Source organism: Marinobacterium sp. MBR-109, from assembly GCF_040547565.1.
Classification (GTDB): Bacteria; Pseudomonadota; Gammaproteobacteria; order Pseudomonadales; family Balneatricaceae; genus Marinobacterium.
In genome coordinates this window covers 180,988-196,539 of sequence record NZ_JBEPPZ010000002.1, presented here as the reverse complement: position 1 = coordinate 196,539, position 15,552 = coordinate 180,988, and the positions used below count along the sequence as shown (strand labels likewise).

Sequence of the window (15,552 nt, the reverse complement as noted above, 5' to 3'; positions counted from 1 at the left end):
AAGTTAATGGCTGTATATGACTATGATGTCGTTGTGATTGGCTCCGGTCCGGCTGGCGAAGGCGCTGCGATCAATGCTGCCAAGCAGGGCCGCCGCGTTGCCATTGTCGAGGAGCAGAATACCGTGGGTGGAAACTGCACTCACAAGGGCACCATTCCCTCCAAGGCGCTGCGACACTCGGTCAAGCAGATCATTGAGTTCAACACCAACCCCATGTTTCGTGATATCGGCGAGCCGCGCTGGTTCTCATTTCCCAAGGTGCTCAAGCGCGCGGAGAAGGTCATCTCCAACCAGGTCATGCTGCGGACCAACTTCTACGCCCGCAACCGAGTGGATGTGTTTTTCGGCCGCGCCAACTTCCAAAAGCCCGGCGAGATTGAAGTGGCAGGCGAGCATAATTCTAAGGAAACCCTGCGCAGCCGCAACTTTGTTATTGCAACCGGCTCCAGCCCCTGGTGTCCGCCGGATATCGATTTCGCTCATCCCCGAATTTACAACTCCGATACCATCCTCAAGCTGAGCCATACGCCACGCACGCTGGTGATTTTTGGTGCCGGCGTTATTGGCTGTGAATACGCATCCATTTTCAGTGGCCTCGGGGTCAAGGTCGATCTGATCGACATGCGCGATCGTCTGCTTTCCTTTCTTGATGACGAGATCTCCGACGCGCTGAGCTATCACCTGCGTAACAACGCCGTGAAAATTCGCCATAACGAAGACTACAAATCGGTCACCGGTGATGCACATGGTGTCACCATTGAGCTGAAATCCGGCAAGAAGATCCGTGCAGATGCGTTTCTCTGGTGCAACGGTCGAAGCGGCAATACGGCGGGCCTTGGGCTCGACAAGATTGGACTTGAGGCCAACAGCCGAGGTCAGTTGGCGGTTGATGAGCATTACCGCACCGAGGCTGATGGAGTGTATGCGGTTGGTGATGTGATCGGCTGGCCGAGCCTGGCATCTGCAGCACTGGATCAGGGGCGCTCTGCATCGGCTGACATGTTGTCAGCGGATGATTTCCGCTATATCAATGATGTGCCGACCGGTATCTATACCATCCCGGAAATCAGCTCCATCGGCAAAACCGAGGAAGAGCTGACGGCAGAGTGTGTGCCTTATGAAGTGGGGCAGGCATTCTTCAAGGATACGGCAAGGGCTCAGATTTCCGGCGAACCGGTTGGAATGCTGAAAGTGCTCTTCCATCGTGAAACCCTGCAAATACTCGGCATTCACTGCTTTGGTGATCAGGCCTCGGAAATCATTCACATTGGCCAGGCGATCATGAGCCAGGAAGGTGAGGCGAACACGTTGAAGTATTTCATCAACACAACCTTCAACTATCCGACCATGGCTGAGGCCTACCGTGTAGCTGCCATTTCGGGGCTCAATCGGATTGCGAACCTTTAATCAAGCCGGTCTGATATGCTGTGTTGTTCAGCCGGGCACTGCCCGGCTGTTTCATTTCTGTTTGGGTGGCAAGTAGGCACCGTCTTCGTAATAGCGCCCCTTTACCTTGAGGCGCTTTTCAATCCAGCGGTTATAGTATTTCCAGAGTAAAAAGCCGGGGGTCATCAGGATCATGATGGCGATCATCAGGCCTGCGCCTGCATGTGACGGCGGAAACAGGGCACTGATCCAGTCCAGTACGCCCAGTGAGCGCCCAATCACGAACCATGCAATCAGGCCGGCAAAACCGGCTCCCATGGCCAGCAGGTAGAGCCTCGGATGGGGCGTGGGTGAAGGGTTTTGGGTCATGCTCACTCCTGCTTGAGCTCGTTCTGGCGCTGCCGGGCCTGTGCTTCAAGGATCAGGCGAGCCAGCTGGGTGCGGCAGTTTTCAGGCATCTGCAGAAACTCCGCGGCAACTTCAAAGCCTTCTGCTTGTGCTTCGGAGCGAATGACGCGAGCATAGAGCATCATGCCAAGCCGGGACTCGGTGAATACCAGCTTAAGGGCCAGCGCCTGCCCCTGATCCAGTGATTGGGCGGAAAAGAAATTGATGCCACCTTCGCTCAAATTAATGAATTGAGGTTCACCCTGGTCCAGTTTCAGGCTGTCGGCAGTCAGCGCCTGTGCAATCAGTTCGATTTTCTTGTTCAGGGATTGAAGATAGGCACTTAGAGGGGCGGAGTGCTCACTGATTCGGTGCAGGTAATGGCTGCACTCGGCATCGATTGCGTGCAATTGTGCCTGCAATGAAAAATAGGCAGATACCTCAAACTGGAACGGCTGATTTGAATGAGCCACATCCTCGTCACTGACACATTTGTGTTCAATGATGACGGGGTGATCGATCCGATAGTATTGACGCCTTTCAGACACGTTAATACTCCTGCGGTTAGTGATAGAATCGCGTAACATTCAGTATAACCAACATAGTGCCGCTGCTGTTAGAGCTGCGGCCACAACAGTGATTGAAAACGGCCACATGTACAGACCTTTGTCGCTTTTTGTCGGCCTGCGCTATACAGCAGCCCGGCGCGGGAATCATTTCATCTCCTTCATTTCACTTGTATCGATGCTCGGGCTGATGCTGGGTGTGGCAGCGCTGATTCTGGTGCTTTCCGTCATGAACGGGTTTGACCGTGAGCTTCGTCAACGCATTCTCGGTATGGTGCCCCATGCCACCCTCGGAGCCTACGGAGACGAGGGGCTGGAGGGCTGGCAGGAACTGGCCACCGAAATCAGACTTGAACAGGGTGTGGCTGGTGTGGCGCCATTTGTTCAGGCTCAGGGCATGTTGACCAGTTATGGTCGCGTGCAGGGGGTGCAGGTCAATGGCATCGACCCCCGGGTTGAGAACGAGGTATCGATTATTGGTGACCACATGCAGCAGGGTGAGACCGGGTTGCTGCAGGCGGGAGAGTACAACATCGTTCTGGGTGAATTGCTCGCCAGGTTTCTCGGTGTCAGCGTGGGAGACAAGGTTACGCTGGTGCTGCCCGAAGCGTCCGTCAGTGTGGCAGGCGTTGTCCCGCGCATGAAGCGCTTTACAGTGGCGGGCCTGTTCTCGGTGGGCGCTGAGCTGGATGCCAATCTGGCCTATATCCACATCGACGATGCCGCCAGGCTCAAGCGAATGCAATCGGGACGTGTGGATGGACTCAGACTTAAACTGGACGATCTGTTCAAGGCACCTGAGCTTGCCAGAAGGGTAGCGATGGCGCAGGAGCGGCCGTTTTACGTCAGTGACTGGACCCGTACCCACGGTAATCTGTTTCAGGCCATTCAGATGGAAAAACGCATGATTGCCCTGCTGTTACTGCTGATCGTGTTTGTGGCCGCGTTCAATATTGTTTCAACGCTGGTGATGGTTGTCACCGACAAGCGCTCGGATATTGCCATTCTGCGTACAATGGGGGCGACGCCTGTCAGCATCTTGCGAATTTTCATGGTACAGGGAATTCTGATCGGCCTGATTGGAACGGCACTTGGCGTCGGACTTGGGGTTACGCTGGCGTTGACTGTCACCGACCTGGTGGCCTGGGTTGAGCGCATGTTGGGGATCCAGTTCCTGTCATCCGAGGTCTACTTTATCAGTTACCTGCCCTCTGAGCTGGTCTGGTCGGATGTTGGTCTGATCACCTCCGCTGCTCTTTTAATCAGTTTTGTTGCCACGCTCTATCCAGCCTGGAGAGCATCACGAACCCAGCCTGCGGAGGCCCTGCGTTATGAGTGAACCAGTGCTCAGCTGTCGCAATATTAACAAGAGCTACGAGGAAGCAGGCAGTATCGTCGAGGTATTGCACGACATCAGCCTGACTGTGGCTGTTGGCGAGCGAGTGGCCATCGTCGGCAGTTCAGGCAGTGGCAAAAGTACACTGCTGAACATTCTTGGTGGGCTGGATACGCCGGACAGTGGTGAAGTTGAAGTGGCTGGTCAAGCGCTGTACTCGGTCACTGAAGTACAGCGCTGTCGCTTGCGTAACAGCTCGCTTGGCTTCGTCTATCAGTTTCATCACCTGCTGCATGAGTTTACGGCACTGGAAAATGTGGCGATGCCTTTGCTTATCGGTGATGTGACCACAAAAATGGCGATCGAGCGCGCCGAGCAATCGCTGCTGCGGGTTGGTCTTGGGCACAGGCTTACACACAAGCCGGCACAGCTCAGTGGTGGTGAACGCCAGCGTGTTGCCATTGCCCGAGCGCTGGTGATGGAGCCGGCCTGTGTTTTGATGGATGAGCCGACCGGTAATCTGGATCGGCATACGGCAGCTGATGTTCAGCACTATTTGGATGAACTCAACCAGACCCTCGATACGGCATTTGTCATTGTGACGCATGACATGCAACTGGCTGAGAGAATGGGGCGAGTGTATGAGCTTGTGGATGGCCGCTTCAACGCCTGATGAGATCAGGGATCGTCCCTGTGTCGACGACGGCTGCGCGCAAGTATGCGACGACGCCAGCTTTTGTTGACGTGCCAGATCCAGAAGCGGTTTATCAGCAGGTAACCGATCAGGCCGCTGATAATACCGCAGAGGATGGAGCCCAGCAGCAGGGGCCACCAGATGGATGCAAGCTCGGTCTGGATGGTATGCAGGTTCCAGCTGCGCTCGCTGGCAATGCCGCGCTCAATGCCCAGTATCCAAACACCAACTCGGTATGACAGATAAAATATGGGCGGCATTGTCAGTGGATTGGTAATAAACACCAGTCCGACTGATATGGGCAGATTGCTGGAGATCAAAACCGCCATCAGTGCAGCCACCAGCATCTGCCCCGGTATGGGCAGGAATGCACAGAAAAGCCCCACCAGAAAGGCACGCGCAACGGACTTGCGTGTCAGGTGCCAGAGGTTGGGGTCATGCAGATGACGGCCGAGCCACCCCAGATGACGGTGGTTGCGCAGCTTATGTTCATCGGGCATGAATTTTCGGATCAGCTTTCGGGGCATGAGAAGCAATCGCGGCCAGAGTCTGAAAGTGGCCACATTATGCCGCCTGTGCTCTGCCAAGCCAACTCGGAGATCAAGGATGATCGCATATATCGGCGGAATTCTTACAGTGGCGCTGTTGCCGTCACTGACGTATGTCTGGCTATCGGTCCTGTTGCTGATTCTGTTGTGCATAAAACAGAAACGGCTGCGGCGGTGGCTGCTGCTTTATCTTCTTGGTGTGGCCGTGGCTGCGATCTGGGGCGCCTGGCAGCTGCACCACCGCTTGCCGTCCAGCCCACAAGCCCTGGATCTGCAGATGACCGGTCGGGTAGACAGCCTGGTTCAACACCATGACCAGCGGCAGGTATTTGAGCTTGCCGTGCAGGCTGTTGAATCGGATCTGCCCGCACATCAACGACTGCGACGCATTCGGCTCAGTGCTTACCATGCAGATGTTCGTTTCGGCTTTGGTGATGAGATCAGGGCTGTAATACGTCTTCGCAGTCCAAGGGGGCTGCATAACCCGGAGGCAAGGGATACCGAGCGCTATTACCTTGCGTCTGGCCTTGATGCACGCGGCTATGTCCGAACGCTCGTGCATCATCAACCTGCCAAGTTTCTCAGTGCAGGTGTGGTGCGGTTGAAAATCAAAACCTGGCTGTTCGATCAGTTTGAACCTCAGACGGCGAGTACCCTGAGTGCGTTGATCATTGGCGACCGCTCGGGGCTGGATGATCAGCACTGGGAATGGCTTCGTCGTACTGGCACAACACACCTGCTGGTTGTCAGTGGTTTGCATATCGCGGTCATGGCAATGCTGGGGTGGCTCTTCGGACGACTGGTGGCAATGCCACTGCAGCTGTCTGGCTGGATGGGCTGCAGTCGCTGGGTCCCAACCGTATCAGCTCTGCTGTTCGCAACCGCCGATGCTTCTCTGGCAGGCTGGGGGCTTCCGGTGCAGCGTGCCTGGTTGATGCTGGTGGTGTTTCTGGTTGGTAACTGGCAATTGCTGAACCTGTCAGGCTGGCAGCGCCTGAAGCTTTCACTGCTGGTGATAGTAACCGTACAGCCGCTGGCGATACTGGAGCCGGGCCTGTGGCTCTCATTTGGTGCCGTAGCGCTGATTCTCTGGCAATTGCAGCAACGCCGGCAGCAGGTGTTCGCTTCTGCATGGATGCGCTTGCCCGCAGAGTGGTGGCGACTGCAGTTGGGCTTGTTTATTGGCATGTCACTGGTTCTGGTCATGAACTTCAATCAGCTCAGCCTGTTGGGGATCGTGGTTAACCTCATTGCTGTGCCGTGGGTCTCGGTAACGATCTGGTTATTACCGGTACTTCTGCTGTTGGTGCTTGAGCGGCCTGAAGCTGCGGCTCTGCTGGACTGGAATCTGGAGCTGATCTGGGGGTTGCTGCAATGGGCTTCGCAGCTTCCCGGGCTGGTATTGCAGGTCGGTCGCCCACAGCCGCTGCTGCTGGTGCTAGCCCTCTTGGGTACATGGATCATGTTACTGCCGCTTCCAGTTCGAATACGAGCCATAGCCCTGCTGCCTTGCTTGCCGGTATTGCTGGTGCCGGTTTCGCAGCCACCCACAGGGCAATATAACGCCTGGGTGTTTGATGTTGGCCAGGGGCAGGCAATCCTGATTGAAACGGCAGCGGGGCGGCTGCTCTACGACACCGGCCCCGGGTTCGGTGATGGACGTTCCGCCTTTGCCTATACAGTGGGGCCCTATCTGCGCAGTCAGGGCAGCCCAGCATTGGAGTGGGTTGTGGTCAGTCACGCAGATGCAGATCACAGCGGAGGTTTCGCGGCATTACAGCAAGCTCATTCGATCGGCATGTTGCTTGGTGGTGAAGCGCTTCCGAGTGCGCACACCCAAGGGTGTCGCAATGGCAACTGGCAAAGCGGTGGCGTTAACTTTACCTTGCTGGACCCCTTCAGGGAGCATGCAGGCCTCAGCAGCAATGATCGCTCCTGTGTACTGAGGGTAAGCAATGGCCGCTGCTCGCTGCTGTTGACCGGTGACCTGAGTCAGAGCGGTGAATATCGCCTGTTGTCGGCAGGTCAGATTGAGCCAATTACATGGCTGGTGGCGGGGCATCATGGCAGCCGTGACTCAACGGCAGGGGCGTTACTGGATTACGCGAAACCGGAACATGTTGTGGTCAGTGCCGGATTTGGTAATCGCTTTGGTCATCCGCATGCCGAGGTTATTGAGCGTATCGAGCGCCGTGGAATTCCCTGGAGCAGTACCGCCAGACAGGGTGCACTGCTTCTGCAGGCAAGCAGCGACAGCTGTAGTCTGATCCCACATAGAGCGCTTAAAAAGCGTTACTGGACAGGCGGTTAACGCCTACTCCTGCCCAGGGGGCTGTGTTAGAGTTATTTCATTCAACAGGAGGTGATTGAAGGTGTTTGAACTTATTGTCGCTGGCGGCTGGCTGATGCTGCCGATTGTTGCCTGTTCAGTGGTTGCACTGGCGATCTGCCTGGAGCGGCTTATGGTGTTGCGCCCTCGGAAAATCGCCCCCTCCGGGTTGTTGGCTCAGGTGTGGGAGATGACGCGCAGCGGTACCCTGAGTGCAGAACACATGAGTGTTATCCGACAGGAAAGCCCTCTCGGGCGTATCATTGTGGCGGGCCTGAACAACTCCCGTCATGGACGCGAAATCATGAAGGAAAGCATCCAGGAAGAGGCTTCACATGTCGTACATGACATGGAACGTTTCCTGAACCCGCTGGGGACCATTGCGGCCATAACACCGCTGTTGGGCCTGTTGGGTACCGTTATCGGCATGATCAAGGTATTTACTGAAATCATGATCCAGGGAACCGGCAATGCCGGGGTGCTGGCCGGCGGCATCTCCGAAGCACTTATCACTACGGCGGCAGGGCTGTCTGTTGCCATTCCCGCACTGGTCATGCACCGCTACTTTCAGCGTCGAGTCGACTCTTTGGTGCTGACAATGGAGCAGGAATCGATCAAGCTGGTTGAAGCGATCCACGGTGATCGTGAAGTCGATATCCGATAGCGGAGCGCAGGGTGAAATTTCAACGTCAACGCAGGGAAGAGATCAATATCAACCTGACACCATTGATCGACGTGGTGTTTCTGCTGTTGATATTTTTCATGATTTCCACCACCTTCACGCGCGAGGCTCACCTGACCATCAGTTTGCCGGAGGCCTCTGCGGAAGGAGAAGCCCAGCAGCAGGCAGACAGCATTGATGTCGTCATCGGAGCCGAAGGACAGTACACAATCAACGGTGAAGCGTTGGTGAGCAGCGATGCCCTGACCTTGCGCCGTGCACTGCTCAAGCTTGCGGGGGATGCACGCGATCTGCCCTTCATCATCACGGCAGATGCCCAGACGGCACATCAATCGGTGGTCACCGTCATGGATGTGGCCGGGCGGTTGGGCTTCAGCAAGCTCAGTATCACAACTCAAAAAACCAGCGCCGACTGATGTCACTTGCTTCTGCCTGGTACCGCAATGCCCGCTGGTTGAAGTTGCTGCGACCATTGTCCATGCTGGTCGAACAGGTCGCCCGAAAGCGGTTCACAAAGCGCTTTGTCACCTCTGCCGAAAACCAACTGCCGGTCCCTGTTATCATCGTGGGTAATATCAGTGTCGGCGGTACAGGAAAGACGCCACTTACCATCGCACTGATCGAACTGCTGCGCAGGCATGGATGGACGCCAGGGGTTATCAGTCGAGGCTATGGTGCCAATCCAGCGCACTACCCCTATTCGGTGACATCCTCAAGTACAGCCAACGAGGGTGGGGACGAGCCGTGTCTGATTGTGCAGCGTACCGGAGTGCCGCTGTATATCGATCCAAATCGCGTTGCGGCTGCACGTCAGCTCCTGCAGCACCATGCCTGCGATGTTCTGATCAGTGATGACGGCCTGCAGCACTATGCCCTGCCTCGTACGATTGAAATCGCCGTGCTTGATGGTACACGCGGGCTCGGAAACGGACGCTGTCTGCCGGAAGGGCCGCTGCGAGAGCCGCCTGAACGGCTGCAGCAAGTGGATCTGGTTGTCGTCAATGGCGAGCTCTCGCCAGCTACACGACAGCAGCTGACCGAGTTGGGCCTGCTCTGGTATCAAATGAAGCTTGAGGCTGGCAAGCTATATCCGCTGGCCGGCGGTGACGCGGTCACGGCCGATGTCTGGCCGCATGAGCGGCATGTCGATGCGGTAGCTGGGATTGGCAATCCGGCCCGCTTTTTTCATACGCTGCGTGAACTGGGCTTCGATCCGGTAGAACATCCGCTGGCTGACCATGCAAGTCTGAGTGAAGAGACGCTCGGCTTTGCATCGGGGTTACCGTTGATCATGACCGAGAAAGATGCGGTAAAATGCAGCCAATTCAATCTTGCCAATGGCTGGGCGCTCAGAGTGGATGCCCGGCTGGATGCTCATATTGAGCAGACCTTGCTGACACGCCTGACCTCAGAGTCGGCACAACCCACAGGACACAACGATGGATCCGAAACTGCTTGATATTCTCGTCTGCCCGGTCTCCAAGGCTCCACTCGAGTGGAACCGTGAAAGCAATGAGCTGATCTGCCGCGCCAGCGGCCTTGCCTATCCGATCAGAGACGATATCCCTGTCATGCTGGAGTCCGAGGCGCGCACCCTGACGACCGATGAACGACTCAAAGAGAGCAAGTAAACCATGAGTTTTTCAGTTGTGATCCCGGCTCGGTATGCATCCAGTCGCTTCCCGGGCAAACCTCTGGCGGATCTTGCCGGCAAGCCGATGCTGCAACACGTCTATGAACGAGCCTGCGAAAGTGAAGCGGTGCGCGTCATCATTGCAACCGATGATGATCGTATCGCGGAGGTAGCCCAGAATTTCGGTGCCGAAGTGTGCATGACCTCAGGCGACCATCCTTCCGGTACCGACCGGCTGCAGGAAGTGGTTCACAAACTTGGGTTCTACGCAGACGATATTGTGGTAAACGTGCAGGGTGATGAGCCGCTGATTCCCCCCAGAATCATCAACCAGGTTGCACACAACCTGATGGCACTGCCGATGGCGGGTATTGCAACCCTGTCGGAGCCGATCGAAACGGTTGATGCTCTGCTCAACCCTAACGTGGTTAAGGTTGTGACTGACCATCAGGGCATGGCGCTGTATTTCAGTCGCGCACCGATCCCCTGGCCGCGCGACAGCTTCATGAATGAGTCGGGCCGTTCCATGATGCCCGAAGGGTTCCCCTGGCAAAGGCACATCGGCCTGTACGCCTATCGGGTCAAGCTGCTGAACGACTTTGTGCGCTGGCCACCTGCACCGCTGGAGCAAACCGAGTGTCTGGAGCAGTTGCGCGCACTCTGGAATGGTGTTGGCATCCACGTCGATGCAGCCGATGAAACACCACCCGCTGGTGTGGATACACCAGAGGATCTGGAGCGCATCCGCCAGTTGTTGTCGCTGAAATAGCAGGAGTACCGATGAGCAAACCGACGCGTATCCTTTTCGTTTGCCTGGGCAATATTTGCAGATCACCGACGGCACATGGCGTGTTCGAGCATCTTTTGAGTCGGGAAGGAGGCAGTGAGTGGATTTCCGTTGACTCGGCAGGCACCGGTGACTGGCATGTTGGCAAGGCGCCGGACCCTCGTACCCGGGCTGCAGCGGCACGGCGGGGGTACTCGCTTGACCACTTGCGAGCCCGTACAGTGGATGATGAGGACTTTCGCCGGTTTGACTACATTCTGGCGATGGATGCCGCCAATCTGCGAGAGCTGCGCAAGCGCTGTCCAGTGGACTTTCGTGGCCATCTTGGTCTGTTTCTGGAGTTTGCGGCCAACAGTCGTGTACGCGAAGTGCCAGACCCCTATTACACCTCCGGTGAGCAAGGCTTCGATGAGGTGCTGGATCTTGTAGAGGCAGCTTCTGCGGGACTGTTGCGGCATTTGCGCTCAGGTGAGCGCCGTGACTGACTCGCTTCAGCTCAGATCCGAATATCCGCTGCAGGAGCTGAATACATTTGGGCTGCCGGCCGTTGCTGAATACTACACCGAGATTCACGCCGCTGATCAGCTGGAGCAGCTTGAGCAATGGTTGAAGCGGCACCCGATGCCGCTGCTGCTGCTCGGTGGCGGCAGTAACCTGGTGCTTGCAGATCGCGTACCGGGGCTTGTTGCAAGAATATTGATACGCGGATGGCACCGATCTGACCTCTCCGCAAGCCATGTGCGCTTGCGTGTGGGGGCGGGGGAGAACTGGCATGCAACGGTTGAGAAGTCGATCGAACAGGGGCTCTACGGACTTGAGAATCTTGCCCTGATACCGGGAACCGTGGGTGCTGCACCGGTACAGAATATCGGTGCATATGGAGTCGAGCTGAAGGACCGGATCAGTGCAGTCGAGGTGTTTGATCGGCAGGAACAATGCCTGCGTGACCTGAGTCCAGAGGCGTGCCGGTTTGGCTACCGGGACAGTCTGTTCAAGAGTATCGAGCCTGAGCGCTACATTATCACGGCTGTGGAATTCAGTCTTGCGCGGCAATTTACGGCTGAGCTGAGCTATGCAGGCCTGAGAGAAGGGCTTGGACATGATCCCGTGACGCCGAAGCGTGTATTCGACACCGTTTGTCGAATCCGCCGAGAAAAGTTGCCTGACCCAACAGAAATCGGCAATGCCGGCAGCTTCTTCAAGAATCCAGTGGTTTCAGCTGACCTGTATCAGCAATTGAAACATCGATTTGAGAGCCTGGTGGCATACCCTGACACCGATGGCTATAAACTGGCAGCAGGCTGGCTGATCGATCAGTGTGGCTTGAAAGGGTTCTCCCTCGAACATGTAGGAGTGTATCCCCGGCAGGCTTTGGTGCTGGTAAATCTTGGGGCTGCCCGTCGGGAGGATATCGAGCGGCTGGCCCGTCACGTACAGCAGATGGTACAGGAGCGCTTTGGTGTAAGGCTGGAGCCGGAGCCGCGCTTTTATCCCTGACCAGGGAATGGCTAATCAATAGACGAAAAAAAACCGCAGGGCTTTCACCGCTGCGGTTTTTTTAACCGTGAGCCTTACTGGTCACTGTCCTGCTTGGCTGCCTGCTGGCGGCGTCGCACTTCGCGTGGGTCATTGGGCGCGCGGCGGGCACGACGGCGAGGCGTGGGCTTGGCAGAATCAGTATCGGCTGTCTCGGTCTTGTTTTCATCCGCTTCAGCTTCAGCTTTCTCTTCAGCTGCAACAGGCTGCTCAACTTCAGGCACTGTTGGTTGAGACTCAGCTACCGCTTCCGGCTGCTTTGCAGCTTCGACTTCGACTGTAGTCTGGTCTGTTTCTGCAGCTTCATTTCGGACCGCCTCCTGATCATCGCTCTGATCAGCAACGGAGGACTCAACAGCCACCTTGGGCGTATCGTCCTCGCTCTGGGCAACCATCTCGATAGCGGAGTCAGGTACAGCCTGAGCTGCATCTTCAGCCGTCACTGGAGTCGTGTTGTTTTCAGCGTCAGTATCAGCATCAGCATCAGCTGAGGACTGGGCCTGTTCTGCACCGGCATCCTTGTCCTGACGAGATTTTCCACGACCACGACGGTCACGCCCGCGTGAACGACTGGAGCGCTTGCGCTCAGTGCTTTCGGACTGTTCGGCGTTTTCCTCTTCAGTGGCAGCGGCAGCTGTCAGCTCGACTGAATCCGACTGCTCGGGTGCAGCGGCTTTTTCAGTAGAGGAGGGCTGCTCTGCAGCTGACTTGGCTTCAGTGGCGGATGATGCAACAGCCTCTTCCGGGGTTGGCGCTCCAGGTACTGCTTCGGCCGATGCGGCTTCCGGGAGCTTTTCATCCGTATTTGATGGCATTGGCTGTGTAGCCGAAGGCTCGTTTTCTGTAGCCAAAGGTTCTGCCGCTTCAGTAGCTGAAGATTCTTTGGTAGCCAAAGGCTCCTCAGTAGCTGCCTCAGTATCCTGAGACTTGGCGACTGTCTGATCCTGGTCAGCATCGGCTGTAGTGTCCTGCACCGACTCAGCACTAGTCTCAGCCGTTACCTTTTCAGCCTGCTCGCCCACCTGATCAGCCGCTGCCAGAGTGGCATTGGTGATTTTGTCTTCAGCCAGCAGGGTCTGAATTTCGCCTTCGGCATTTTCGTCACGCATCTCTTCAGGCAGCGGTGTGCGAGTGGCGCTGCGCTGTTCGGTGTTGCGACGACGACGGCCACGACGACGGCTGCGACTGCTTTCCTCGGTCGTCTCGGCCTGAGGGGCTTGAGACTGAGGTGCTTGAGCCTTGCTCTCGGGTGCGCTGCTGTTCTGGTTATCGTCAGCGGCAGTATTGTCCTGACGAGGCGATTGGTCATCACGACGGTTGCGGCTGCGACGACGTCGGCTGCGCCCGCTGTTCTCTTTTTTCTCTTTGTCGCCGTTGCCGTTTTCGCCAATCGGTGGCAGGTTGGCATCACGTTCAACCGTGATTACTTCGTCAGTGTCACGACGCTCACGGCTGTTGCGGCGGCGATCATTCTCGCGGCGCTCACGTGCGCGGCGCTTGTTGTCACGACCGCTGTCACGGTTGCCACGACTGCTGCGGCTGTTGCTCGCATCGTTGCTTGTGGTGTCGGGCTGCTTTTCCTGCTTGTCGTTTTGGGTTGGAGCGGACTCGGACTTGCCGCCAAACAGGGTGCGCAATGTCGACAGTACGCGCTCACCAAAAGAGGCTGAGGCGGCGGCCGGGGCAGCTGCGACAGAGGGGGCTTGAACCGCGGGCTTTTCAGGAGCTGCCGCAGGAGCGGGTGCTTCGGCTTTGCCCTGTGGTGCGCGTGTTGGCGGTACAACCGCTTTCACGGCTGCCTGCTCACGCTTGACCGGCACGGTGCGGCCCGGATCGGGTGTTTCTGCCTCGACCTCTGGCTGCAGGGTGTAGCTCGCATCATGAGTGGTGGCAATTGTATGATCGTCACGCAGGCGAACCACTTCGTAATGCGGTGTTTCCATATTCGGGTTGGGGACTATGACGACCCGCACCTGATGACGCAGCTCAGCGTTGTGCACCTCATGGCGCTTTTCGTTGAGCAGGTAGGTTGCAACGGTGACCGGCAGGATGGCGCGAATCTGAGAGGTACGGTCCTTGGATGACTCTTCCTCGATCAAGCGCAGAATCGACAGTGCCAGTGATTCCGTATCACGAATGCTGCCCTGGCCATGGCAGCGAGGGCACACCATACCACGTGACTCGCTCAGAGAGGGGCGCAGGCGCTGACGTGACATTTCGAGCAGGCCGAAACGTGAGATGCGTCCCATCTGTACGCGGGCACGGTCAAGCTTGAGTGAGTCGCGCAGACGGTTTTCCACTTCACGCTGGTTTTTGATCGGCGTCATATCGATGAAGTCGATAACAATAAGGCCGCCGATATCACGCAGGCGAAGCTGGCGTGCAATCTCTTCTGCCGCTTCAAGATTGGTCTGCAACGCAGTTTCTTCGATGTCACCGCCGCGGGTTGCGCGGGCGGAGTTGATATCGATAGATACCAGCGCTTCCGTGGGGTCGATGACAATAGAGCCACCGGAAGGCAGTTTGACTTCGCGTTCAAACGCGGTCTCGATCTGGCTTTCAATCTGGAAGCGGTTGAACAGCGGAGTCTGCTCCTTGTACAGCTTGATGCGGTTCTCGTAACTCGGCATCACCTGCTGTGCAAACAGAACAGCCTGTTCATATACGGTGGGGTTATCGATCAGTACTTCACCGATATCAGCACGCAGGTAGTCACGAATGGCACGAATGACTACGTTGCTTTCCTGGTAGACCAGGAAGGGAGCGGGGCGCTGATTGACTTCCTTGACGGCGTCCCAGAGGGTGATCAGGTAGTCGAGATCCCACTGCAGTTCTTCTGAACTGCGGCCAATGCCAGCGGTACGCACGATGGCGCCCATGCCGTCAGGGATATTCACACCCGACAGTGCTTCCTTGAGCTGAGCGCGGTCGTCACCTTCGATGCGGCGCGAAATGCCACCGGCACGGGGGTTGTTTGGCATCAATACCAGGTAGCGGCCGGCAAGGCTGATGAACGTGGTCAGGGCTGCACCCTTGTTACCACGCTCTTCCTTGTCGACCTGCACAATGACTTCAGTGCCTTCCTTGACCATCTCCTTGATATTGGGGCGCTGGCCACGCTCAGGCTGTTTGCAGAAGTATTCGCGGGCGATCTCTTTAAGCGGCAGAAAGCCATGGCGCTCTGCACCAAAATCAACAAAAGCCGCCTCCAGGCTGGGTTCAACCCGGGTGATGCGGCCTTTGTAGATGTTGGCTTTTTTCTGTTCGCGACTGTCGGATTCTATATCAAGATCGAACAGGCGCTGGCCGTCAACCAGCGCAACGCGCAACTCTTCGGGCTGAGTTGCGTTTATAAGCATTCTTTTCATGTTATGTGCGTTCTCATAAACGCAACGCTTTACGCCCTGCACGAGCAGAGGGTAAAGAGTCTGATGTCCAGTCTTTGGATCGGCAGCTGCGTGTGGCAGTCTTGCCTGCAGTCACGCAAACGGCGTGCTGCATATCGGCGGTGAAGGAAACGCTGACCCATGTCATTATAGGTTCTGGCTGTGGCTGCCCTGATGGTACGGACAGGTTCCTGGTCAGCGTGCGTCTTCACCTCCAACTGGACCTTCCTGTCAGGCGAAGGCCGTGAAAGCGTTACGTAAAAAAAGTTTGTGACCCCGTAT

15 protein-coding genes are annotated in these 15,552 nt (G+C 56.6%); 11 read left to right on the top strand and 4 right to left on the bottom strand.

All coding sequences use genetic code 11. The annotated features are described in order from the left end of the window. The first annotated feature begins 6 nt into the window (after window positions 1-6). Window positions 7-1,407 (top strand): Si-specific NAD(P)(+) transhydrogenase, encoded by a 1,401-nt coding sequence (gene sthA / locus ABIE60_RS03920; RefSeq protein ID WP_354467915.1) that lies wholly within the window; start codon window positions 7-9, stop codon window positions 1,405-1,407. Window positions 1,408-1,458: 51 nt separating this feature from the next. Here sthA and ABIE60_RS03915 read toward each other — a convergent pair whose 3' ends face one another. After that, the gene (locus tag ABIE60_RS03915) at window positions 1,459-1,755 is read right to left on the bottom strand and encodes a hypothetical protein (RefSeq protein ID WP_354467913.1); all 297 of its coding nucleotides are present in this window, start codon (window positions 1,753-1,755) and stop codon (window positions 1,459-1,461) included. A 2-nt stretch (window positions 1,756-1,757) separates the two neighbouring features. Continuing rightward, complete coding sequence (locus ABIE60_RS03910; protein ID WP_354467911.1) at window positions 1,758-2,321, bottom strand: PilZ domain-containing protein; 564 nt, start codon at window positions 2,319-2,321, stop codon at window positions 1,758-1,760. Between the two features lie 106 nt (window positions 2,322-2,427). Between ABIE60_RS03910 and ABIE60_RS03905 the strand changes: the two genes are divergently transcribed. After that, on the top strand, window positions 2,428-3,678 hold the full coding sequence (locus tag ABIE60_RS03905; RefSeq protein WP_354467910.1) for a lipoprotein-releasing ABC transporter permease subunit: 1,251 nt from the start codon (window positions 2,428-2,430) through the stop codon (window positions 3,676-3,678). Then, window positions 3,671-4,348 carry an ABC transporter ATP-binding protein gene (locus ABIE60_RS03900; protein ID WP_354467909.1) on the top strand — a complete coding sequence of 226 codons (678 nt, stop codon included), beginning with the start codon at window positions 3,671-3,673 and terminating at the stop codon, window positions 4,346-4,348. Before ABIE60_RS03905 ends, ABIE60_RS03900 begins: the two co-directional genes overlap by 8 nt. A 5-nt stretch (window positions 4,349-4,353) precedes the next feature. On the opposite strand, the gene ABIE60_RS03895 is transcribed toward ABIE60_RS03900, so the two are convergent. Continuing rightward, the gene (locus ABIE60_RS03895) at window positions 4,354-4,869 is read right to left on the bottom strand and encodes a DUF2062 domain-containing protein (RefSeq protein WP_354467907.1); all 516 of its coding nucleotides are present in this window, start codon (window positions 4,867-4,869) and stop codon (window positions 4,354-4,356) included. Window positions 4,870-4,975: 106 nt separating this feature from the next. Between ABIE60_RS03895 and ABIE60_RS03890 the strand changes: the two genes are divergently transcribed. The 8 genes from ABIE60_RS03890 to murB all read left to right on the top strand — a co-directional run bounded on the left by ABIE60_RS03890 (window position 4,976) and on the right by murB (window position 11,845). Beyond that, entirely contained in the window at window positions 4,976-7,228 is a 2,253-nt protein-coding gene (locus ABIE60_RS03890) for a DNA internalization-related competence protein ComEC/Rec2 (RefSeq protein WP_354467906.1), read from the top strand. A gap of 61 nt (window positions 7,229-7,289) precedes the next feature. Then, a complete protein-coding gene (locus ABIE60_RS03885; RefSeq protein WP_354467904.1) occupies window positions 7,290-7,910 on the top strand; it encodes a MotA/TolQ/ExbB proton channel family protein in 621 nt (206 codons plus the stop codon). An 11-nt stretch (window positions 7,911-7,921) separates the two neighbouring features. Further along, window positions 7,922-8,344 (top strand): ExbD/TolR family protein, encoded by a 423-nt coding sequence (locus ABIE60_RS03880; protein ID WP_354467903.1) that lies wholly within the window; start codon window positions 7,922-7,924, stop codon window positions 8,342-8,344. Beyond that, window positions 8,344-9,387: a tetraacyldisaccharide 4'-kinase gene (gene lpxK, locus ABIE60_RS03875; RefSeq protein ID WP_354467902.1), complete on the top strand. Its 1,044-nt coding sequence runs from the start codon at window positions 8,344-8,346 to the stop codon at window positions 9,385-9,387. The genes ABIE60_RS03880 and lpxK overlap by 1 nt, the downstream gene beginning before the upstream one ends. Further along, window positions 9,368-9,559 carry a Trm112 family protein gene (locus ABIE60_RS03870; protein ID WP_091824332.1) on the top strand — a complete coding sequence of 64 codons (192 nt, stop codon included), beginning with the start codon at window positions 9,368-9,370 and terminating at the stop codon, window positions 9,557-9,559. The genes lpxK and ABIE60_RS03870 overlap by 20 nt, the downstream gene beginning before the upstream one ends. Before the next feature lie 3 nt (window positions 9,560-9,562). Beyond that, the gene (gene kdsB, locus ABIE60_RS03865) at window positions 9,563-10,330 is read left to right on the top strand and encodes a 3-deoxy-manno-octulosonate cytidylyltransferase (protein WP_354467901.1); all 768 of its coding nucleotides are present in this window, start codon (window positions 9,563-9,565) and stop codon (window positions 10,328-10,330) included. Window positions 10,331-10,341: 11 nt separating this feature from the next. After that, the gene (locus ABIE60_RS03860; RefSeq protein ID WP_354467900.1) at window positions 10,342-10,833 is read left to right on the top strand and encodes a low molecular weight protein-tyrosine-phosphatase; all 492 of its coding nucleotides are present in this window, start codon (window positions 10,342-10,344) and stop codon (window positions 10,831-10,833) included. Next, window positions 10,826-11,845: a UDP-N-acetylmuramate dehydrogenase gene (murB, locus tag ABIE60_RS03855; protein ID WP_354467899.1), complete on the top strand. Its 1,020-nt coding sequence runs from the start codon at window positions 10,826-10,828 to the stop codon at window positions 11,843-11,845. The genes ABIE60_RS03860 and murB overlap by 8 nt, the downstream gene beginning before the upstream one ends. Before the next feature lie 74 nt (window positions 11,846-11,919). Here murB and rne read toward each other — a convergent pair whose 3' ends face one another. Then, window positions 11,920-15,252: a ribonuclease E gene (gene rne / locus ABIE60_RS03850; protein WP_354467898.1), complete on the bottom strand. Its 3,333-nt coding sequence runs from the start codon at window positions 15,250-15,252 to the stop codon at window positions 11,920-11,922. Window positions 15,253-15,552: the final 300 nt, after the last annotated feature.